The organism is Halonatronum saccharophilum DSM 13868, assembly GCF_000517025.1.
GTDB lineage: Bacteria > Bacillota > Halanaerobiia > Halobacteroidales > Halobacteroidaceae > Halonatronum > Halonatronum saccharophilum.
In genome coordinates, this window is the sequence record NZ_KI912094.1 from 93,581 (window position 1) to 115,210 (window position 21,630).

The 21,630-nt window shown below is 32.8% G+C and carries 20 protein-coding genes and 1 riboswitch; of the genes, 5 read left to right on the plus strand and 15 right to left on the minus strand.

Translation table 11 applies throughout. The features are described from left to right. Window positions 1–82: 82 nt before the first annotated feature. Together HALSAC_RS0103905 and HALSAC_RS0103910 are read right to left on the minus strand one after the other, a co-directional pair. Complete coding sequence (locus HALSAC_RS0103905; RefSeq protein ID WP_027339159.1) at window positions 83–1,393, minus strand: hypothetical protein; 1,311 nt, start codon at window positions 1,391–1,393, stop codon at window positions 83–85. A gap of 135 nt (window positions 1,394–1,528) precedes the next feature. Further along, window positions 1,529–2,719 carry an FprA family A-type flavoprotein gene (locus tag HALSAC_RS0103910; RefSeq protein WP_027339160.1) on the minus strand — a complete coding sequence of 397 codons (1,191 nt, stop codon included), beginning with the start codon at window positions 2,717–2,719 and terminating at the stop codon, window positions 1,529–1,531. A gap of 482 nt (window positions 2,720–3,201) precedes the next feature. Here HALSAC_RS0103910 and HALSAC_RS0103920 point away from each other — a divergent pair, with 482 nt between their 5' ends. Both HALSAC_RS0103920 and HALSAC_RS0103925 read left to right on the plus strand, forming a co-directional pair. Then, on the plus strand, window positions 3,202–3,807 hold the full coding sequence (locus HALSAC_RS0103920) for a hypothetical protein (protein ID WP_027339161.1): 606 nt from the start codon (window positions 3,202–3,204) through the stop codon (window positions 3,805–3,807). A 75-nt stretch (window positions 3,808–3,882) separates the two neighbouring features. Beyond that, entirely contained in the window at window positions 3,883–5,046 is a 1,164-nt protein-coding gene (locus HALSAC_RS0103925; protein ID WP_027339162.1) for an ankyrin repeat domain-containing protein, read from the plus strand. 45 nt (window positions 5,047–5,091) lie between these two features. Here the strand turns inward: HALSAC_RS0103925 and metK are convergent, their stop codons facing one another. Next, window positions 5,092–6,273 (minus strand): methionine adenosyltransferase, encoded by a 1,182-nt coding sequence (metK, locus tag HALSAC_RS0103930; protein WP_027339163.1) that lies wholly within the window; start codon window positions 6,271–6,273, stop codon window positions 5,092–5,094. Between the two features lie 126 nt (window positions 6,274–6,399). Next, a riboswitch (SAM riboswitch) is annotated at window positions 6,400–6,503 on the minus strand. 336 nt (window positions 6,504–6,839) lie between these two features. On the opposite strand from metK, the gene ylbJ reads away from it, so the two are divergent. Then, the gene (gene ylbJ, locus HALSAC_RS0103935) at window positions 6,840–8,084 is read left to right on the plus strand and encodes a sporulation integral membrane protein YlbJ (RefSeq protein WP_211231300.1); all 1,245 of its coding nucleotides are present in this window, start codon (window positions 6,840–6,842) and stop codon (window positions 8,082–8,084) included. A 222-nt stretch (window positions 8,085–8,306) separates the two neighbouring features. After that, window positions 8,307–9,401: a hypothetical protein gene (locus HALSAC_RS0103940; RefSeq protein WP_027339165.1), complete on the plus strand. Its 1,095-nt coding sequence runs from the start codon at window positions 8,307–8,309 to the stop codon at window positions 9,399–9,401. 47 nt (window positions 9,402–9,448) lie between these two features. Here the strand turns inward: HALSAC_RS0103940 and coaD are convergent, their stop codons facing one another. The 7 genes from coaD to HALSAC_RS0103975 form a co-directional block, all read right to left on the minus strand. After that, window positions 9,449–9,961 carry a pantetheine-phosphate adenylyltransferase gene (coaD, locus tag HALSAC_RS0103945; RefSeq protein ID WP_027339166.1) on the minus strand — a complete coding sequence of 171 codons (513 nt, stop codon included), beginning with the start codon at window positions 9,959–9,961 and terminating at the stop codon, window positions 9,449–9,451. Continuing rightward, entirely contained in the window at window positions 9,958–10,560 is a 603-nt protein-coding gene (gene rsmD, locus HALSAC_RS0103950) for a 16S rRNA (guanine(966)-N(2))-methyltransferase RsmD (RefSeq protein WP_281172325.1), read from the minus strand. Before rsmD ends, coaD begins: the two co-directional genes overlap by 4 nt. 23 nt (window positions 10,561–10,583) lie before the next feature. Beyond that, window positions 10,584–13,112 carry an ATP-dependent DNA helicase RecG gene (recG, locus tag HALSAC_RS0103955; RefSeq protein ID WP_084804318.1) on the minus strand — a complete coding sequence of 843 codons (2,529 nt, stop codon included), beginning with the start codon at window positions 13,110–13,112 and terminating at the stop codon, window positions 10,584–10,586. A 268-nt stretch (window positions 13,113–13,380) separates the two neighbouring features. Further along, on the minus strand, window positions 13,381–14,232 hold the full coding sequence (locus HALSAC_RS0103960) for a DegV family protein (RefSeq protein WP_027339169.1): 852 nt from the start codon (window positions 14,230–14,232) through the stop codon (window positions 13,381–13,383). A 12-nt stretch (window positions 14,233–14,244) separates the two neighbouring features. Further along, window positions 14,245–15,882: a DAK2 domain-containing protein gene (locus tag HALSAC_RS0103965; protein ID WP_027339170.1), complete on the minus strand. Its 1,638-nt coding sequence runs from the start codon at window positions 15,880–15,882 to the stop codon at window positions 14,245–14,247. Next, window positions 15,872–16,240: an Asp23/Gls24 family envelope stress response protein gene (locus HALSAC_RS0103970; RefSeq protein WP_027339171.1), complete on the minus strand. Its 369-nt coding sequence runs from the start codon at window positions 16,238–16,240 to the stop codon at window positions 15,872–15,874. The genes HALSAC_RS0103965 and HALSAC_RS0103970 overlap by 11 nt, the downstream gene beginning before the upstream one ends. Before the next feature lie 15 nt (window positions 16,241–16,255). Further along, a complete protein-coding gene (locus HALSAC_RS0103975; protein ID WP_027339172.1) occupies window positions 16,256–16,456 on the minus strand; it encodes a DUF1858 domain-containing protein in 201 nt (66 codons plus the stop codon). 168 nt (window positions 16,457–16,624) lie between these two features. On the opposite strand from HALSAC_RS0103975, the gene rpmB reads away from it, so the two are divergent. Next, window positions 16,625–16,855: a 50S ribosomal protein L28 gene (gene rpmB, locus HALSAC_RS0103980; protein WP_027339173.1), complete on the plus strand. Its 231-nt coding sequence runs from the start codon at window positions 16,625–16,627 to the stop codon at window positions 16,853–16,855. Window positions 16,856–16,916: 61 nt separating this feature from the next. On the opposite strand, the gene ndk is transcribed toward rpmB, so the two are convergent. From ndk to HALSAC_RS0104005, 5 genes are all read right to left on the minus strand, one after another. Continuing rightward, entirely contained in the window at window positions 16,917–17,339 is a 423-nt protein-coding gene (ndk, locus tag HALSAC_RS0103985) for a nucleoside-diphosphate kinase (RefSeq protein WP_027339174.1), read from the minus strand. A 122-nt stretch (window positions 17,340–17,461) separates the two neighbouring features. Continuing rightward, on the minus strand, window positions 17,462–19,468 hold the full coding sequence (locus tag HALSAC_RS14995) for an ATP-dependent helicase (RefSeq protein ID WP_035571264.1): 2,007 nt from the start codon (window positions 19,466–19,468) through the stop codon (window positions 17,462–17,464). Window positions 19,469–19,654: 186 nt separating this feature from the next. Continuing rightward, window positions 19,655–20,128: a hypothetical protein gene (locus HALSAC_RS0103995; RefSeq protein WP_027339175.1), complete on the minus strand. Its 474-nt coding sequence runs from the start codon at window positions 20,126–20,128 to the stop codon at window positions 19,655–19,657. A 140-nt stretch (window positions 20,129–20,268) separates the two neighbouring features. Beyond that, a complete protein-coding gene (gene ilvE, locus HALSAC_RS0104000; RefSeq protein WP_027339176.1) occupies window positions 20,269–21,153 on the minus strand; it encodes a branched-chain-amino-acid transaminase in 885 nt (294 codons plus the stop codon). Between the two features lie 116 nt (window positions 21,154–21,269). Further along, the gene (locus HALSAC_RS0104005; RefSeq protein WP_051412069.1) at window positions 21,270–21,584 is read right to left on the minus strand and encodes an HU family DNA-binding protein; all 315 of its coding nucleotides are present in this window, start codon (window positions 21,582–21,584) and stop codon (window positions 21,270–21,272) included. Between the last annotated feature and the right edge of the window lie 46 nt (window positions 21,585–21,630).

A 21,630-nucleotide genomic window follows, 5' to 3' on the forward strand; every position in this document is an offset into this window, starting at 1 on the left:
ATATATTATAATAGCTTAAAGCTATATAACTGAAAGTTACACCTTATTATAGGGATTTATAGGAATTTCTATTCTTAAACCATTAAAAGGGTAGGCCAATAAAACTTGGGTTATTAAATGGACCTTCTATCTTGATTATAATATCCTCTCCATCTCTTGGTAGGGGTTGACCCATTTGAAACTCTATAAACATCAATCCAGCAGCCAATTGATCATTTAATTCTGTGATTCTAATTTTAAATTTATCGATATATAGATCAGAGTATAGACCTAAAAATTCATTATTATAAGTTGAAAACTGGCCTTCAAGATTAGCTATCACTATATCTGTATCAACAACTCCTGAAGTTAATTTAATAAGGTTATCTTCATATACGTAACTTAGCTTTAATTGATTCAACACAAATTCATCTATATCTATACCCGCCATAAAAAAGATTGGATTATATGATAATTCTTCTCTCAAAGCATCTGGAAATTGTACTTTAAACCCTTCTAATAGAAACTCTGCCTCTCCTTTTGGCATATTAAATAAGCCCTCTTCATCTACCTCACCTTCAAGCTCTGAAGTTATTAGTAACTTATCTAAGTTATATTTACCAGTTAGTTCAGGATCCCCTAAATAAAAATCTTTACCATCAAACTTAAATTTATTCTTAGTTATATAATTAAAACCTTCAAAAGTATCAACCTCCCACCCTTCAGATCTTAAAGTACTGCTTGTAGAAAATGAAAATAAAGGAGCTAAAATATTAAGTTCATCAATAGATAACTCTTTTTTATCAGAGTCATAACTCCATTTAAGGTTGAAAGAATCAACCCTTCTAAGCTTTTCTTCTAATTCTAGAGTAAGACCCAGTTCTTCATAAACTTGCGAAAATTCAAAGTCCAAATTACTAAAATTGACACTTAAACTTTGATCAGTAATTAAGGGAATTTCAAAATCCTCAATACTTTCTCCTAATAGTACCTTCCCATCAAAATAAAGTTTAAACTCTTCTAAAAAAAGAACATAATCATCCTCTAAACTCTTAATTTCTAGATCTTTAAGATCAACTTTAAACTTTTCAACCTTATTAAACTTATTACTTCTTATCATTTTAATCAAGTTGCCATAAGATAAGTTTGATCTAAGTTCATTAGCCCTCAAAGTTACTCCACTCTCTTGATCAAAGAACTCAACACCTTCATATTTAACTTGGGCCAAAAGAGGGTTTACAGCCAAAGAGTTATATTCAACTTCAACTCCTAAACCATCCTTATCCAACTCATAATTTAAGACTTCTTCTATCCTTCTTTCTGCAATACTTCCTAAGTAACTATTAACCATTATAACACTTATAACTAAGATAACAAATCCAATTAGTAAATTTTTTAGTTTAATTTTAACCACTCTCCTTAAATATAAATCAACTATAAGATTATATTTGGATAATAATTTCTTATCTCCTTTATTAATCTCTTAAAATTTACTAAATCCTAAACCTAAAAAGGGTCTTAGCTAAAAAGCTAAGACCCTTTTTATCCTCTATTCTTTTAAAGTTTTTATCAAATTAATAGCAAGTTCACTTACCTTCTCAAACTCTAAATCCGTTGGCCCTTGCTTTAACTCTACAATTGGTTGGATAGGGTCTATACCCACCTTTCCTCCAAAGTCAGTCAACCTATCAATAGACTCTCCACTCCAGCTATAAGAACCGATCAATCCCAATATATGATTCTTAATCTTCTTATTCTCCAAGAAACGAAGTAAGTTGTCTATATAAGGGAATATACCTGTATTATAAGTACAACTTGCCAAGACTAAACCTTTATATCTCCATATATCATTGATTATATAAGAAATATGGGTCTTAGAGACATTATAAACCCTAATGTTCTTTATACCACCTTGGGCCAATTCTCTTGCTAAATGCTCTACTAACCTCTCTGTATTTCCATACATAGATCCATAAGCTATAACTACCCCTTCTTCTGTTTGGTGCTTGCTCCATTTAGAATATTTATTAATGATATAATTGGGGTCTTGTCGCCAGATTGGCCCGTGAGTAGAAGCCACTATCCCAATATCTAAATCCTTTAATTTATCAATAGCTTTTAAGACCATTTGAGAGTACTTACCAACTATATTAGTAAAGTAACGAGAAATCTCATCTTCATAAAAAGCAATATTCAATTGGTCATCGAAGATTCCACCATCTAAAGTTCCAAAACCACCAAAAGCATCTCCAGAAAAGAGAATCTTATCCTTTTGATCATAAGTCATCATAGTTTCTGGCCAATGAACCATAGGTGTTAGATAGAACTTAAGCTTACGCCCTCCTAAGTCCAATTCATCTCCATCACCAACAAGGTGCCCACCATCATTTAGACCATAAAAACCTTCTATCATTGCTAGGGTCTTCTTATTTCCAACAATCTTAATATTAGGGAAGGCATCTTTAATGGCTTTAATAGCTCCAGAGTGATCTGGCTCCATATGATTTATGACAAGATAATCCACCTCTCTATCACCCAAAACACCTTTAATATTCCTTATATAACTATCTATATAGTTGTTCTTTACTGTATCTACTATAGTTACCTTTTCATCAATTATTAAATATGAGTTGTAAGCAACCCCCTTTGGTAAAGGCCATAAAGCCTCAAAGAGATCTGTCTGTCTATCATTGACTCCTATCCAGTATATACTATCTGTTATCGATATTACCTTATCCATCTTCTCCTCCTTTATAATATTTATCATATCTTTAAATAATAGCCGGACCTATCCCACTTACACCTCCTGTAACTATTACAACCTTAACTTTAGTATATGTAATTTTTATAAATCTATCAATAAAAGAAGGGGTATGATCTCTAGAGATCATACCCCTTCTTTTATTGATCCTTTTATAACAAGGGAGGCTTGTTATTACTAGGAAGTATCACTGAATTCAAGAGATAAATCTTTAATCAATAATGATTTCTAGTATCATTGTATTAGGTTGAAATCTATTTGTCAAGTAATTATTTTAATTTCTCATTTTTTTAATACAGACCCTACCCCAAATTTTTATAACTATAACCTCTAAAGGAGTTTAATCAACCCTCAGTAAGAATAAAACAGCTTAACTTTACTCTTCGCAAATATTATTACTTAATAATATTTCTGAATTAGCGATACTTTAAATATAATAAATAAAGGGAGGGCTGATAACAATGATCAAAATTAGAAGAGATAAACTTATCACCCCTGTAAATAAAATATCTAAAGTTAAAAAAATTAATTATAATAAAAAAAACAAAGAAAAAGGTAATAAAAAACATCCAAAGGAAGAAAAGAAGAAAGATAACTTTGATTTAAATGCGAATATTGATGATAAGTATATATCACCTCTAGATCTGGAAAGAAAACTAAATTTAAAAGAAACAGATTATAACATAGAAAATACAGCAAATCAGATTATTAGAATGATAAAAATTATAAAGCAGATTTATAAAGATGAAAATAAAGGTAATTTTTTACTTGGAGATTATTTTTTTCTAGTTGCTAAGGAAGGAATTAAAGAAGGTGGTATAGAATCTATCACAGAGATCAATAAATTTAAAGACTCTATCCAAGGATTAATTAACGAAACTATCACTAGAACTTATAGTAAATTAAATGAAGAATTTGGCCCTAATAATAATCTAAAAGATAAAGAGTGTAAAGGGCTAAAAGAGATAGAAGTCCTAGAACGCATTAAATCAGCAGTATCTACAATACTGATTAACCAACTTCAAAATATAGAGAAGAAGTTAATAGATTACAAAGATAATCTTTAAAGAAGGAAATAGTTCAATTTTGAAGAATTATTTATAAGAAAACCAATGAATTATAAAGAAAGGTGACGCACAACAATGAACAAAACTCTTATAACCAGTATAATTTTATTTAAACTAATAATAAGTATAAACGGTCTAACCTTAGCCTCTACTGTAGACTGGAGCTTCTACTCTCTAAACGAGGGAGAGAGTGCTTTAAGCAATGATAAAGATGATATCAATAAATATGATATCAAGGGCAGATTTCCTTTAATCTGGGCAGCTAAATTTAATAATAATCCTCAAATAATTGATCTCTTGGTAAAAAATGAAGCTAGAGTAGATATGAGGGACAGAGAAGGTCTTACCCCTTTAATGTATGCTGCTAAATACAATATAAACCACCAAGTCATTGATAGTTTATTAAGAAACGGAGCCAACCCCAACACTTGGTCATATAATGAGGGTAAGACACCATTAATCTTTGCTGCTAAATATAATAACCACCATATCCTAAAAACTTTAATTGAAGGTGGAGCTAACATAAACGAAGAAGACTTTTCTAGTATGACCCCATTGATGCATGGAGTATCAAATGAAGATCCTAAGATCATAGATATATTAATTGAGTCTGGAGCAGATCCTAACACTGTAGATCTTAAAGGTAGAACAGCCTTAATCTGGGCATCTATATCTAATAATGATTTAGATATAATTAAGCGATTATTAGAGGTCTCTGATCCTAAAATACGAGATAATTCTGGCAATAACTACTTAGATTATCTTAAAATTAACCCCTATGTAAATGAAGATGATTTCATGGAAATAAAAAAAACAAATAAAAAATTGGAATCTAATGTTGATAATCTAGAAACACCTTATAACTTAAGATTAAGACCTTGGAATACAAAGAGGGTTGAAATCATAAATTCTGAACCTTTAACTTTAGTTGAAGGTAATAAATCAAAATTGAGATATAATTTTGATTTAGAAGGTTATAAATTAAGTTTAAATTACTTTTTTGATAAAGAAGAGAGATTAAATAAGATTGAGTATATAATCCCATATGACGATCAATATCTATTTAAAAGCCATTATCTAGATTTCTTAGAAAGACTTACTGATGAATACGGAGATGCTAAAAAAGAAGATCTTATTAACCTCAAAGTAACCTGGGAGAAATCTAATACTTTAATCAAACTTTATAGTAAAGAAAGTTCAAATTCCTTTGAAATAGTAATAGAGTATGAAAGAATTTAAATATACTAAAAGGTTGTGGATATTAATATCCACAACCTTTTAGTATTATAAACCTGATTCTTCTTTTAATAAATCTGCTTTATCAGTTCTCTCCCAAGGAAGGTCTAAATCATTTCTTCCAAAATGTCCATAAGCTGCAACTTGACGATAGATAGGTCTTCTCAAATTTAATACTTCAATAATCTTACTTGGTCTTAAATCAAAGTGTTTATTTATTAACTCCTCAATCTTACTCTCTTCTACTTTGGCAGTACCAAAGGTATCAACCATAATAGATACTGGCTTGGCTACACCAATAGCATAAGATAACTGTACTTCACACTTATCAGCCAACCCTGCTGCAACTATATTCTTAGCTACATATCTAGCAGCATAAGCTGCAGAACGATCCACCTTAGTGGCATCCTTACCTGAGAAGGCTCCTCCACCATGACGTGCCATTCCACCATAGGTATCAACTATAATCTTACGGCCTGTTAATCCAGCATCACCTTGTGGCCCTCCAATTACAAAACGACCAGTTGGGTTAATAAAATAAGTAGTCTCATCATCTAAAAGTTCTGAATTGATGACTGGTTTAACGACAACCTCTATTATATCCTTTCTAATCTCTTCTAAACTGACTTCTGGATGATGCTGAGTAGAAATTACAATAGCATCTACCCTAAGTGGCTTATCGTCCTCATATTCAACAGTTACCTGAGTCTTACCATCTGGTCTTAAATAATCTAATACTCCTTCTTTTCTTACTTGGGCCAACCTTCTAGAAAGCTTATGAGCCAAAGTAATCGGCAAAGGCATCAACTCTTTAGTTTCATTGCTAGCATAACCAAACATCAACCCTTGATCACCAGCTCCAATATCCTCTTCTTTCTTACCCTCTTTAACCTCTAATGCCTCATCAACACCTTGAGCAATATCTGGAGACTGCTCATCAATAGATGTTAAAACTGCACAAGTAGTACTATCGAAACCATATTTGGCCCTAGTATAGCCAATATCCTTTATAGTCTTTCTAGCTATCTTAGGTATATCAACGTAGCAATCTGTAGTAATCTCTCCAGCTATTAAAACCATCCCTGTAGTTACAGTAGTCTCACAGGCTACCCTAGCTTCAGGATCATCTCTTAAAATCTCATCCAAAATAGCATCTGAAATTTGATCTGCCAGCTTATCTGGATGCCCTTCTGTTACTGATTCTGATGTAAATAAGTATCGCTTACCCATATTATTACCTCCATTTATATAATTGCTTATTTTAATATTTTAGAATAACCTTCTTTGGATATTAATTAAATATTCTTCCTTATAATAAAAATAAAATCTCTCCACAAGGAGAGATCATCTACTGCAATTACATCTCTCAAGGCTATCCTTGTAGGAATTAGCACCTTTCCCTTATCTAGGGTGGTTGCCGAGCTTCATAGGGCCTATCCCTCCACTACTCTTGATGTTTTTTAATTTTATTATCAATAGTTTAACACTTTATATAAGGTGTGTCAATAATAATTTTTATATAGAGTCTCCTCATTTTTAAATTGGGTGAATTAAAAGCACGTTCATAAATAATATTAATAAAAAAGTAAAATAACCTCTATAATTATTATTGTTTCTAATTAATGGAGATTTCTGTGTTTTTAAACATAGAAATTTCCCTACAATATTTCCTATCTTAAATTGATTAAAGCCTCTTCATTAGAGGATTCAATTATTCTTATCCTCCAAAAAGTAATAATAGTTAAGCTATTAAAATATTATTAAATAGAGACTATTTTTAAAAAGGAGGTCCTATATTGAAAGATGAAATAAATAAAAAGTTGATAAATACAAAAGCTCTTATAGCTATATTATTTACTGTGGCTTTAATTATCTTCTCTGAGCAAGCCTTTGAAGCAGCAGTACAAGGATTACATACCTGGTGGGAGATAGTATTTCCAGCCCTTCTTCCCTTCTTTATTATGTCTGAGATTCTTATGGGTCTAGGTGTAGTCCATTTTATGGGAGCTTTATTAGAACCTTTAATGAAACCTGTCTTTAAAGTACCTGGTGTTGGTGCCTTTGCTATGGCAATGGGGCTAGCCTCTGGCTATCCAATTGGGGCCAAAATCACCGGAAATCTAAGAAGAGAACGTTTATGCACTCAAGCTGAAGGGGAGAGATTGCTATCTTTTACTAACACAGCTGATCCTTTGTTTATGATAGGTGCTGTTGCAGTTGGTATGTTTGGTAATGCAGCCTTAGGTGCCACCTTGGCGTTGGCCCATTACATCTCTTGTTTAATAGTCGGTCTTGGACTTAGATTCTATAACCCTAAAGTTAATAATCAAGACAAAGTAACAGATTCCAACCCAAATACGAATATTTTTACCAAAGCTTTTAATGACCTTTATCAAGCACGCAGAAGGGATAATAGAGGGTTAGGTGAATTGATTGGTGATTCAATCAAAGAATCAATCAATACACTCTTATTAATAGGAGGATATATAATACTATTTTCAGTTCTAACTGAAGTAATAACTTTAGTAGGAATTACAAATCTAGTTACAATAGTTATAACCTTCATTCTAGATCCTTTAAACCTAGATCAATCTTTAGTTTTACCTATGGTCAGTGGACTCTTTGAGATAACTAACGGATCCCATCTAGCTAGCCAATCTATTGCTCCTTTAAATCAGCAAATAATTGTTGCCAGCGGGATAATTGCTTGGAGTGGATTATCAGTTCATGCTCAAGTTGCTAGTATGATAAAGGGTACAGATTTAAGAATGAAACCTTATATTATCGCTAGAGTCTTTCATGGAGTCTTAGCCAGTCTAATAACCTTTTTAACCTTTAAACCCTTAGAGTCTACATTATCTACCTTAATTACTCCAATTACAGATAGCCCAGAGAGTTTTAACTATGTTATCAGTTATTGGGATCATATCTCTAAGATGTGGATAGGTTTCTTATTGATAGTTGGGTTTTTAACTGCTACATCTTTGACAATCTACTTTAGCCAAAAAATTAAATTTATAGGTTTTCATCATTCAAAGTAATAGGCGACTAATATACACCACTATCTATCAAAAGAGTATCAAATAATATGAAAATTCAATCTCTAAAATAGCTTAAGATAAGAACTCTATAATAAAATATGACAATATTGGTTGAAAAATATCAAAATTTTAGATAATATATATATTGGTGGTATAATTATTTTTAAAAAAATATCTGATACTCTTAAGTCTTAAAAAAGCAAAAATATAGGAGGTATTTACATGCTTGGTTTAATAATTTTGAGCTTAACACTAGCAATAATAACTCCTATCCTTATACTTAAATTTAAAAAGAAAGCTTCTATAAATAATAAAACAAGAAAAACTATTAATGAAGTTAATGAAGAAAAAAAGGATAAGGATAAAGAAAAGAAGAGCAAAAAAAATAAATCTAAATACTTTAATAATATTACTTATCATGGGAACTTTATTGATATAAATAATATAGACTTTTTTGGAGAATTCTCTAAATCTCCTAACTCTATATATACAATTGCTTATAGTGAGTATCCTAGAAATGATTATGTACTTTTAGAAGAAAGTCAATTAATCGCCAAAGGCAAGATAAACAGACCTAAAAGTTGCCTAGTAGCAAACAATGGTAACTTCATCATTAGCAGTTGGGGGGTTTCAAGTAACCTTTTGGCTTTGTTTTCTGCCTTTGATAAACATAATCGCCCAATAATTAGAAAAGAACTTAAGGCAAATATCTATACAAATTTAATCTCAGAGGATGGAACTTGGGCACTGTGCCAAACTCATAAAAGTAAATACGAAGACCATTCTAAACTGCTTCTCTTCTTTAATCTAGCAGAAGGAAGACTAGCTTGGTCTGATAAATTACCTGACTATCCAGCAGAGTACAACCTAGATATAAAGGAGAATACACTAACACTAGACTATAGAGATAAAGGATTTTGCAAATATAACTTTACAGGAGAATTAATAGAAGATACAAGGGTCTTTGAAGAAGATAAAACAGATAAGAGCAAAAATGAAATAAGTGAAGAAGAAGTAAATATCGATGACCCTTATCAACTCTTTGATGATTTAGAGAAAGTTCATAAAAAGGAGCTAGATGAACTTAAAGAAGATCAATTAAATTCAGCATTAAATAAGTTTAAGCTCTTACTAAAAACTGAAGGTATTAGATCAGTTAAATACCGTCATGCTAGAACTTATAGATATATCGCTGAGATATATCTAAAACTAGACAAAAAAAGAAGGGCCTTAGATAACTTTGAAAAAGCCTTAAAAGTTAGCAAGAGAGTTGGGGTTAAACGAATTACTAAAGAGCTAAAACAAGAACTAAAATAATTATCCAAAGAAATTTAAATAAAGAAGAGTGCTGGGCAGAATCTACCCTAGCACTCTTCTTTATCTATTAGTTTACCCTTCTCTTTTAAACGCTCAATTACCTTAGGAACAATATCATCTGGCACTAGTTCTTTTATACACCCTCTAAAACTAGCAACCTCTTTGATCAAGCTAGAACTCAAATAAGCATATTTAGTATTAGTCATCATAAAGACAGTCTCAAGTTCAGGGGCCAACTTCTTATTCATAGATGCCATCTGTAGCTCTGCCTCAAAATCAGAGACAGCCCTTAGCCCTCTGATCATAACACCCGCACCCTTTTGCTTAAGATAATCAGTTAAAAGACCTTGAAAGCTATCAACCTCAACCCCATCAAAGTCCTGCAATACCTTTCCTAACATATCTACCCTCTCCTCCATAGTAAAGAGAGGATCTTTATTTGGATTATGAAATACAGCTACAATTACTTTATCAAAGATTCTATTGGCCCTTTCAATAATATCTAAATGGCCCATAGTAACCGGATCAAAGCTTCCTGGATAAACAGCTATCCTTCTCACTTTTCTTCTAACCCCTTCCTATTATAGCGCATTAATAATACTCCAGATTTCCCATACTTCTTCTTCTTAATCAACTCATAACCCTCCACCAATGGAGGTTCCTTCTTAGAATCATACTCAACTACCAATATTCCTGTAGGATGTAATAATTTATAATCTAATATACCCTTTAAAGTTTCTAGATAAAGATCCTCTTGTCCATAAGGAGGATCCATAAAGATTATATCAAAGTCAGGACTAATTCGTCCAAGAGCCTTTAAAACATCAGATCCTACTACCCTACTCCTATCTTCATAACCTACCATAGATAAATTCTCTTCTATAACCTTTAAATTTCTCCTATCCTTTTCAACGCAGATTACTTCCTCTGCTCCCCTACTTAAAGCCTCGATTCCAATCCCACCAAAACCAGAATAAAGATCTAAAAAGCGAGTACCACTAACAATTGGCCCGAGAATATTAAAGATAGCCTCCTTAGTTCGATCACTTGTCGGCCTAACATCCCTTCTATCTAAAGACTTCAACCTTCTTCCCTTATCTCTTCCTGCAATAATTCTCATCTTAAACCCCTTCCTAGGAACAAATTGGGCTAGCGCCAATTTGTGCTTTGTGCTCTGCTCTTTTAGCTTATATCTAAAAGATCAAAATCATAATTATAATTTTTAACTAGAATATCCTTAAGTATCTGATTCTCCTCTTTATTAAAGTCTGGATCATCCTCTACCAACTTAAAGGCATCCTCTCTTGCTTTTTCTAATATCTTGTGGTCTCTTAATATATCAGCAACCTTCAAATCAGGCATCCCATGCTGACGAGTTCCAAAGAACTCACCTGGACCTCTTAAATGAAGATCTTCTTCGGCAATAACAAAGCCATCAGTAGACTTTGTCATAATCTTCATCCTTTCCTTACCTTCATCAGTAGTAGGATCAGCAATTAAAATACAATAAGATTGATATTTACCTCTACCTACCCTTCCCCTAAGCTGATGAAGCTGGGCCAACCCAAAGCGCTGAGCATCTTCAATAACCATTACTGAAGCATTAGGTATATTTACACCAACCTCAATTACCGTAGTAGATACTAAAATGTTAATCTGATTTTCTCTAAACTTCTCCATTATTTCTTCTTTCTCATTAGCCTTCATCTTACCATGAAGAAGACCCACCTTAAAGTCATTAAATACATCTTCTTGTAAATAAGCAGATAACTCAGTTGCCGACTCAATATCCAAACTCTCTGACTCTTCTACCAATGGGCATACTACATAAGCCTGTCGCCCCTTCTCTATCTCCTTTCTAACAAAAGAATAAATCTCTCCTTTGGCTTTGGCCCCTCGCCATTCTGTCAAAACTGGCTTTCTCCCTGGTGGTAGTTCATCGATTACCGATACATCAAGATCACCATACAAGGTCAAAGCTAGGGTTCTAGGGATCGGTGTTGCAGTCATAACCAAGACGTCTGGGTTAGTACCCTTTTCCTGTAAAGTAGCCCTTTGCCTTACCCCAAAGCGATGTTGCTCATCAACAATAGCTACACCTAAATTAGAAAAGTTTATCCCCTCTTGAATTAAGGCATGGGTTCCTACAACAATATCAACTTCTCCCCCCTCAATTTGGGCCAAAAGCTCTCTCTTCTCCTTAGCCTTCAAGCTACCTACTAAAAGTCCTACCTCTATATCAAAAGGTTTTAACTCTTCCTTCAAGCCTAAATAATGCTGTTCAGCCAAAATCTCAGTTGGAGCCATCATAGCACCTTGAAACCCACCTTCTACTGATTTTAGAAGGGCCAAAGTTGCAACTATAGTCTTACCAGCTCCTACATCCCCCTGTAAAAGCCTATTCATATTATACTCCGACTCCATATCCTTTCTTATATCCTTCCAGACCCTCTGCTGAGCACCAGTCAACTCAAAGTGTAAGGAAGCTAAGAAATCATCAACCAAGCTATTCTCCTTAGGATGAGCAATTCCTAAATCCTCTGACTGTGATCCTTGCTTTCTCAAAGCCAAAATAAGTTGGAGAAGAAATAACTCTTCATAAGCAAACCTTCCCCTAACCTTCCTTAATAACTTCTTATCCTCTGGAAAATGAATCCCTTCAAGGGCTTTATCTAAGGTTGCAAAGTTATACTTATCCATAATAAATGAAGGTAATACCTCACCAATACTCCCCTTATATTTATCCAAAGTATTTCTTATTATTCTCCTTAACCTCTTTTGATTTATCCCCTTCTTAGTTGGATAAATTGGAACTATCCTTGCAGTATGTAAACTACCATTAAAATCAACCTCTTCATAGTGAGGATTATTTATCTCAAAGTTTCCATAGCTAAACTTAACCTCTCCACTAAAGAGATAAGATTGGCCCTTCTTAAAGATCTTCTTGATATATTTTTGATTAAACCAAACACCATAAAGGGTACCAGTACCATCATTTATCCCCACCTTTATAATATCCATACCACGCCGAGGACTAATTTGATTTATACTAACTACCTTACCCTCTACTGTAACTTTGGCCCCGTTACTTAGATCCCTTATCTTCTTACATTGACTCCAATCATTATAATCCCTTGGAAAATAATACAAAAGATCTTTAACCTCTTCTATACCCAAAGACTTTAACCTCTTAGCCCAATACTCTCCTACCCCTTTAATATACTTTATAGAACTTTGCCAAAAATATTCCAAATCTTTAGACCTTCTCTTAGCTTTATTCTCCTTTAATTCAGAGCCCTTATTATTAGCTCCACCTCCAATAGAAGTAAGCCCTTCTTTAGGTATACTCTTCTCTCTAACTTCATCTTTAGACTTAGAATCCTTTATTACCTTTAATCTTCCATCCTTTAACAAGAAAATATCTCTTCCTTTAATCTCTTGTGCTAAATCATTAACTATATCTAAAGATCTCTTTAATCTGCTATGCCTATCATCTAAAGTAGTTCCCCCATACCCCTCAAATAATTGATGAAGTTTAGAAGATAAAGACTTGATCTTATCCTCATTAGCCTCCTCCTCCAGCTTCTTTGTCCAACTTAAGATATATGTATCAAAACCACCAAAGACAGCTGTATTTAGCCCCCTAAGCTTAATTTCTATCGGTATAGGCTTAACCACCTTATCAAAGATATCTTCTAATCTGCTACCCACCTATTTCACCTCACCCTCGCAAGAATCTAAAATTATAGTAATAAAACGTAGCTTTTAAAAACTAAAAAATACAAGTCCAAAACCCTTTGAAACCACTAATAAACGCGAATTAGCACTAGTATAATTCAAAATATTTTTAATCTTTCATTCGTGACGATTCGTGTTCATTAGTGGTAAATTTTTTGATTTTGATCACTAACTTCCTGCCCTCTAAAAAAAATTCCTAACACTAAATTATTAGTATTAGGAATACCCAACTAACCCTTTTTTATTTATAAAACACCATACCAAAAGGGGTTGGCCCGATATGTGCCCCTACAACTGAACCAAATTGTACCATTTCAACCTCTTCCCACTCAAACTCTTCAACTAAAATTCTCTTTAATTCATTTGCTTTGTCCAAGTACTTACCATATAAAATAACTAACTTCTTACCTTTTTGCCCATCTAATTCTTTAGCTACTAAATCTTTAAAGATTTTATAAAGCCTCTTTTCTCCTCTAATCTTTCTATAAGGAACAATTTCTCCATTATCTATAGTCAACATAGGTTTTACATTAAACAAACTACCTAATAACGCAGTAGCCTTACCTATTCTTCCACCCTTTTCTAAGTAATCTAAATCATCAATTGTAAAGTATATTTTTATTATATCCTTTAACTCATCAATATAATTTATAATATAATCTATATCTTTACCCTCTTTAATCTTATCAGCCACTTCCAAAGCCATTACTCCTAGTGGAAGGGTAACCAAATTAGAATCAACTACTCTAACATCTACATCACTTACCATATTAGCAGCCAATCTAGCTGTTTTAACCGCCCCACTAAACTTTTCAGAAAGATGCAAAGAAATAATAATATCATAATCATTAGATAATTCCTTATATAATTCAACAAATTCACCAATTGCCGGTTGAGAAGTAACAGGTAAATCTTCAGCACTCTCAATCTTTTCAATCTTATTTAAAAACTCTGTAGGTTTAATCTCAACCCTATCAACATACTCTCGATCACCTAACCTAACTCTTAATGGGATCATATAAATATTATTTTCCTCCAAAGTCTTCAAACTTAAATCTGAAGTACTATCTATAACTAAAGCTACCCTTGCCATAATTTAACACCTCTACTCTACTGAAATAATATAATAATAAATTGGCTGACCACCATTATAAAAGTCAACATCTAAATCTGGATATTTTTCTTCAATTTGAGCCAGTAAACCTTCTCTTTCATCCTCACTTACATCTTCTCCAGAATAAATTGTAATTAAAGAATCATCTTCAGATAATATTTTATCTAACAATTCAACAGTAGCTTCATTGTAATTAGAAGAAACAACCTTAATATCACCTTCAGCTAAGCCCAAAATGTCACCTTTAATTATATCTAAATCATTTATCTTAGTGTCTCTAACTGCATAAGTAATCTCACCAGTCTTAACAAATTCCATCTCTTCTTTCATATCTTCACTTACTTCCGCAAGCTCACCCTCAGGATTGAATACCATCATAGTAGTTACACCTTGAGGTATAGTCTTTGTAGGAATAACTGCAATGTCTTTATCTGAAATTTCTTTAACCTGTTCAGCTGTTGCAATAACATTCTTATTATTAGGTAAAATTATGATTTTAGAAGAGTTGATCGCTTGGATCCCATTTAAGATATCTTGAATACTTGGGTTCATAGATTGCCCACCTTGTATAACATGCTTAGCCCCTAACTTTCTAAATACATCAGCTAGTCCTTCGCCAGCTGCTACTGCTAATACAGCTAAAGAACCATCATCAACAACCTCTTCTTTATCATCTTGAATCTCCTGAGTCAATCTTTCTTCATGCTGTTCGGACATATTATCAATTTTAATTTTAGTCAATTGCCCATGCTTTAAGCCTTCTTGCAAAGCCAAACCTGGGTTATCAGTATGAATGTGAACCTTTAAAACATCTCCAGATTTAACAGCTATTAAAGAGTCCCCCATCTTATCTAATACTTCTCTAATCTCTATCTCTTCAACCTTGGCCCCTTTAACAATAAACTCAGTACAATATCCAAATTCAGACTCAATATTTTCTAAGTTAAGTCCACTAGATCTCTTCTCAACTACACTATCTAATTTAATAACCTCCTTAGATAATGCACCTTGTAATAATCCAGCTAAAAAGATTTGATATCCCTTACCACCAGCATCTACTACACCAGCTTCCTTTAAGGTTGTTAATAATTCTGGAGTACGAAGAACAGATCTCTCTGCTTCTTTAGTAGATTCAGCTAATAACTCTAAAACATTTAAATCTTCACTTAACTCCTTAGCCTTCTCACCTACATCCTTAGCTACAGTTAAGATAGTACCTTCAACTGGCTTCATTACTGCTTGATAAGCCTTTTGAGCAGCCCTTTCTAAACCATTAGCTAAATCCTTAGATGTCAAAACTTTAGCATCACCAATTCCTTCTGCTAGACCTCTTAACAACTGAGAGAGAATAACGCCTGAATTTCCTCTTGCACCCATTAGAGCACCTTTAGATAAATCCTTTGCTATATCTCCTACAGATTCACCTTCCTTACCTTTAATCTCATCTACTGCATTTGATAATGTTAAGTACATATTAGTCCCCGTGTCCCCATCAGGAACCGGAAACACATTAAGATCGTTGATCTCTGCTTCAAAATCTTTTAAAGTATTAGTAGCTACTAATAACATTTGGTGAAATTTAGCTGCATCTAATTGCTTCATCCCTTGCTCTAAAGAATCAAGTAACATTATTCACTCTCACTCCTTGTACATTTATATTTACTTCAATAACATTAACACCAGTCATATCTTCTAGGGTATATTTAACTCTATCAATCACATTATTAGCCACTTCCGATATCTTTGTCCCATACTCTACAATAATATAAAGCTCTACTTTAACACCATCCTCAGTAGTTTCTACCTCAATACCCTTACTTAGGTTTTCGCTTCCTAAAAGTCTTGCAATACCATCATGCAGCCCTTTACTAGACATACCGACTAAACCATAACATTCCATAGCAGCCAATCCAGATATAATTGAAATTACTTCCTCAGATATTTTAACCATTCCTAATTCATTTGTCAACTCTTGTCCTTCCCTCATAATTATATTCCCCCTTTAATTATTATTCACAAGATCATTAAATTCCTTTAATAATACATCTAAATCAAAATTATTAAATTTAGCTATAGACTCTAAATCTTCAAAGTTAGAACCTAAACATTTAAAACAACCTAACCCATAAGATTTTAAAATCCGATTAGATTCTGGATATTTCCTTAAAATTTCTGATATAGGTGTCTTCTTAGTAACCTTCATTTTTTTCCTCCTACTTTGATTACTATTCAATATAATTAAATAAAATCCTTCTTAAAACAAACAAAATACAAAATTATCCTTGCTACTTACCTACCTTTTATGTTAAAATGTTTAAGTGGTTTAAGATTGAAAAATCAAATCTTTATATATATAAGGAGGTGCAAGTTAATGGCAAGAGTATGTGAAATATGTGGAAAAGGATCTACTACAGGTAATAATATTACTCGTAGAGGTAAAGCTAAAAAAGAAGGTGGAATTGGACGTAATGTAACAGGCGTTGCAAGAAAAGTCCAAAGACCCAACTTACAAAAAGTTAAAGCTATCGTTAATGGTTCTCCAAAAAGAGTAAAAGTCTGTACATCTTGTTTAAAAGCCGGAAAAGTAGAAAGAGCTCTTTAATTGAATATTAAAAGCAAGGTGGTTATTCTAAATAGCCCCTTGCTTTTTCTTATTTAGAAAATTAATAATTAAATATCTCATCCTTTAAAAAGAATAGCTCTTTCTCACGCTCGGCATTCTCTTTAGAATCAGAAGTATGGATCATATTCCCATCCTCTATATCTAAAGCAAAATCACCTCTAATTGTCCCTGGCAGAGCATCTAAAGGATTTGTTTCCCCTGCCATTGTCCTAACAACCTCTATTGCTTCCTTGCCACAGATAACCATAGCTATCACAGGAGCCTCAGTTATATATTTCAACAACCTATCAAAAAAAACCTTCTCCTGCAAGTGATTATAATGCTTTCTTGCCATTTCTTCATCAATCCACACCATCTTCATCCCTTTAATCTTTAAACCTTTATCTTCAAACCTATTTATTATTTTTCCTACCTTCTTATTTAAAACTCCATCTGGCTTAATTAGAACTAAAGTCTCTTCCATTCTTATCCTCCCTTTATAGATAATATACCCAATTTAACTTCCTATAATAAGTCTCAACTGATATTATATAGTAATAGAGCTACGCTCTATTACTATATAATATTTGCTAAAACAATTAATTATTAAACACTTCCTCTAGTATGTACCTTCTCTAAAGTAAGCTCTGTTGGAATCTCATCTAAGAACCTTGATGGGGTCATAGTTCTTGTTTCACCATAAACTTGACGTTGTCTAGAATAACTCATAAACAACCTATCAGCAGCTCTAGTCATAGCTACATAACAAAGCCTACGCTCCTCTTCTATATCCTCTACCCTTCCTGTCTTAATACTTCTATAATGAGGAAATATATCCTCTTCTATACCTACTATAAAGACAATAGGATACTCTAATCCTTTAGAAGCATGGACAGTCATAAGCTTAACCTGATTAGAATTATCAAGATCATCTTGATCAGATAATAGCTTTAAATCTCTAACGAAGTTTTCTAAACCTCGCTTAGGATACTTTTTGCTATAATTATTTGTCAACTCCAAAAATTCCTTTAAGTTTTCCAGTCTATTTAAAGACTTTTCAGAACCATCTAACTCTAACATTGCTTGATATCCACTGATCTTTAAAATTCTATCAACCTTATCAGTTAGAGAAATAGGCATATCTTTAACTTCTATTATATTATCTAAGGTGGCCTTAAATTTCATTATATTTTTGCTTGTCTTCTTGCCAATTCCAGGAACACCAGTTGGATCTTCCATTATATCAAATAAACCTTTAGTATCTTCTTCTTGCCCAAAGCTTAAAAGGTTAAATTCAGGTACATATTCCTGAGCATGAGTTATTAATTTATCTAGCGTCTTCGGGCCAATGCCTCGCTTAGGAGAGTTTACTATCCTCTTAATAGCTACAGTATCTTGGATATTTACTGCAAGCTTAAGATAACTTATAATATCCTTAATTTCCTTACGATCATAAAAACCAAGTCCTCCTACTACATGGTAAGGAATTCTCTCCTTTATAAACTTATCTTCCATAACTCTAGATTGGTGATTAGAGCGATATAAAATTGCAATATCCTTATAATCATAACCACTAAATCTAACTAGATTATCTATTTCTTCTCTTATATAATCGGCTTCGCTATACTCATTATAAGCTTCACAAATTATAATCGGCTCTCCATCTGGTTTTTCAGTCCAAGCCTTTTTATTAAATTGGGTATAATTATGCTTAATCAAAGAATTTGAAGCTTCGATAATATTCTTTTTAGAACGATAATTTTGCTCTAATTTAATCACCTTACAATCAGAGAAATCATTATTAAAGTTAAGTATATTACTCATATCGGCTCCACGAAATTTGTATATACTCTGATAATCATCACCTACTACAAAAATATTTCCATGCTTAGATGATAACATACTAGCCAACTTATACTGAAAAGGAGAGGTATCTTGATACTCATCAATTAAAAGATATTCAAACCTATTTTGATACTTATTTAAAATATCTTTATTAGCTTCAAATAGCTCAATGGTTTTAGAGATTAGGTCATTAAAATCAAAGGCATTATTCTCCTTTAATACTTCATTATACTTTGAATATATGTCTCCAATATTCTGATAATAACTCCCATCACCATCTCCTTCATCTAAATAATTTGCTATTAAATCCTCTTTAGACCACATATTCATCTTGGCCTTATTTATAATATTTAAAACAATCTTAGGATCATACTTCTCAGGATCTAAATTAAAAGTTAAGATAACATCACTAATTAAAGCCTTACTCTCATTTTGATCATAGATGACAAAACCAGGCTTATAACCTAAAGCCTTTAAGTTCTCACTTATAACTCTTACACAAACACTATGAAAAGTTCCCATCCAAAGTTGCTTTGGAACTTCTCCAATTAACTCCTTTACCTTCCTTTTCATATCTTGAGCTGCTTTATTAGTAAAGGTTAAGGTCAATATATTATATGGATCAATCCCCTTATCAATTAAGTGAGCTATCCTGTAAGTTAAAGCTCTAGTCTTCCCACTTCCTGCCCCTGCTAAAACAAGAACCGGTCCTTCAGTATTTATAACAGCTTCTTTCTGTTTATCATTTAATTCTACTGCTAAATCCATCTTTATACCTCCTTCAGGCTTTTCTTTCACGCAAAAATAAAATGTGAGTTTAAAATAAACTAAACTCACATAAATTCCTTCACTATTTATATATTATAAATTAACCTTTTTAATTATATAATATCCGAAAATAGAAATCAATTCAAGAAGGTATAATATAAAACTCTAAGTATCGATCTTTTTAAATCATATCGCGTTTTCTTCTCTTTTCGTCCAGTATTCACAGGGACGATTATCTTCCTTTCTTGGTTGCCAATTATTTAACAGATCACAAAAACCCCGATTCATTCTAAAACAGCATTCAAAGCAGTTGGCTTCACTAGCTTTCCCTTCTACTTTATGCTCTTTTATCTTATTATCCCATTTCTCAATCCTCTTCTCCCCTAAATCTAATCCTCCAACAACTTCTAGGTATTTAGCAATATCCATAACAAACTCTTTATGTTCTAAACCTCCATTGATATCTTCATAGATCAACAACTGATCTTCTTTATTTATCCATACTCTAACCTTTAAATAGTCATTTCCCTTTGGAGCTATCTCGCAATAAACATTAATAGATTCTGAATAATCAAAGTCTACCATAATCAAATTAAACCATTTTGCAAGTATAGTAACAATTCTTTGAACAGACTCATTAATTTTAGGGTACTTTATCACTATTTTAGCCTCCTGGTTTTCGATTTTTTCATAATTATTTTAACCAGAAGGCTCGATATTATTCCTATAAATTTACAAATCAAAGATGAATTAACCCACATAAAAAAGAACGCACACCAAAGGTGGGCGCTCTTAAAGATCTAATCTTCATATATAGAAGTTCCTGTACTATTAGCAAGGGTTCTAAACTCTTCAATCAACTCTTTAGTATACTTACCTGGCTTAGCATCACCAATCTCTCTACCATCAATCTTTACCACTGGAATAACCTCTGCGGCGGTACCAGTTAAGAAACACTCATCAGCAACATAAAGGTCATGACGAGTAAACACCTCTTCTTTAACCTCTAAACCAAACTTTGGAGCTACTTCTAATACTACACCACGTTTAATCCCCTTTAGTGCACCTATGTAAGTAGGAGGAGTAATTAAAACACCATCTTTTATTATAAAGATATTATCTCCTGTACACTCAGCAACATATCCTTCATTATTTAGCATAACTGCTTCTAATACTCCAGCACGATTGGCTTCAATCTTAGCTAGGATATTATTTAAATAATTTAAAGACTTAATACGTGGATTTAATGCTTCAGGAATATTTCTTCTAGTTGGCACAGTTACTACTTCTAAACCATTCTCATAAAACTCTTCTGGATAAAGAGTAATATCACTAGCAATGATTATAACTGTAGCTTTCTTACACTTATTTGGGTCTAAACCTAAGTCACCAACACCTCTAGAAACTACTAGACGAACATAAGCATCTCTAAGGTCGTTGGCCCTAATTGTCTCTAAAACTGATTCCTTCATCTCTTCTCTACTCATTGGAATATCTAACATAATTGCCTTAGCAGACTCATATAAACGGGTTAGATGCTCCTCAAAGCGAAAGACTCTTCCATTATAAGCACGAATCCCCTCAAAAATACCATCACCATATAAGAATCCATGATCAAAAACAGATATCTTTGCATCTTCCTTTTTTACTAACTCTCCATCAACAAATATAGTTTGACTACTCATTTACTCACTTCCTCTCGATAACCTATTATCTACTATTATAATTAAATTTAAACTCATTTGCAAATGAAAAAACAGAAAGGTTTAAACCTTTCTGTTTTTTCATTATCTTTTCTTAATTACTTTACGTTTACAGTATCTTTAAGACCTTTTCCGGCTTTAAAAGCTGGAATAGTTCTAGCAGGAATCTGCATCTCTTCACCTGTTTGAGGGTTACGTCCAGTTCTAGCACTACGATCACGAACCTCAAAACTTCCAAATCCAATTAGTTGAATCTTAGATCTTTCAGCCGCAGGCTTCTTAGCTTCGCTTTCTAAGTTTTCAGCTATTACTTCTAAAACACCATCCAACGCTAATTTTGCATCCTTTTTAGTAATTCCTGTTTTTTCTGCTACTTGATCTACCAAATCTGTTTTTGTAATATTACTTGCCATAATAAATCTACCTCCTATTTAGTATTTAAGCATCTTATGTTTATTA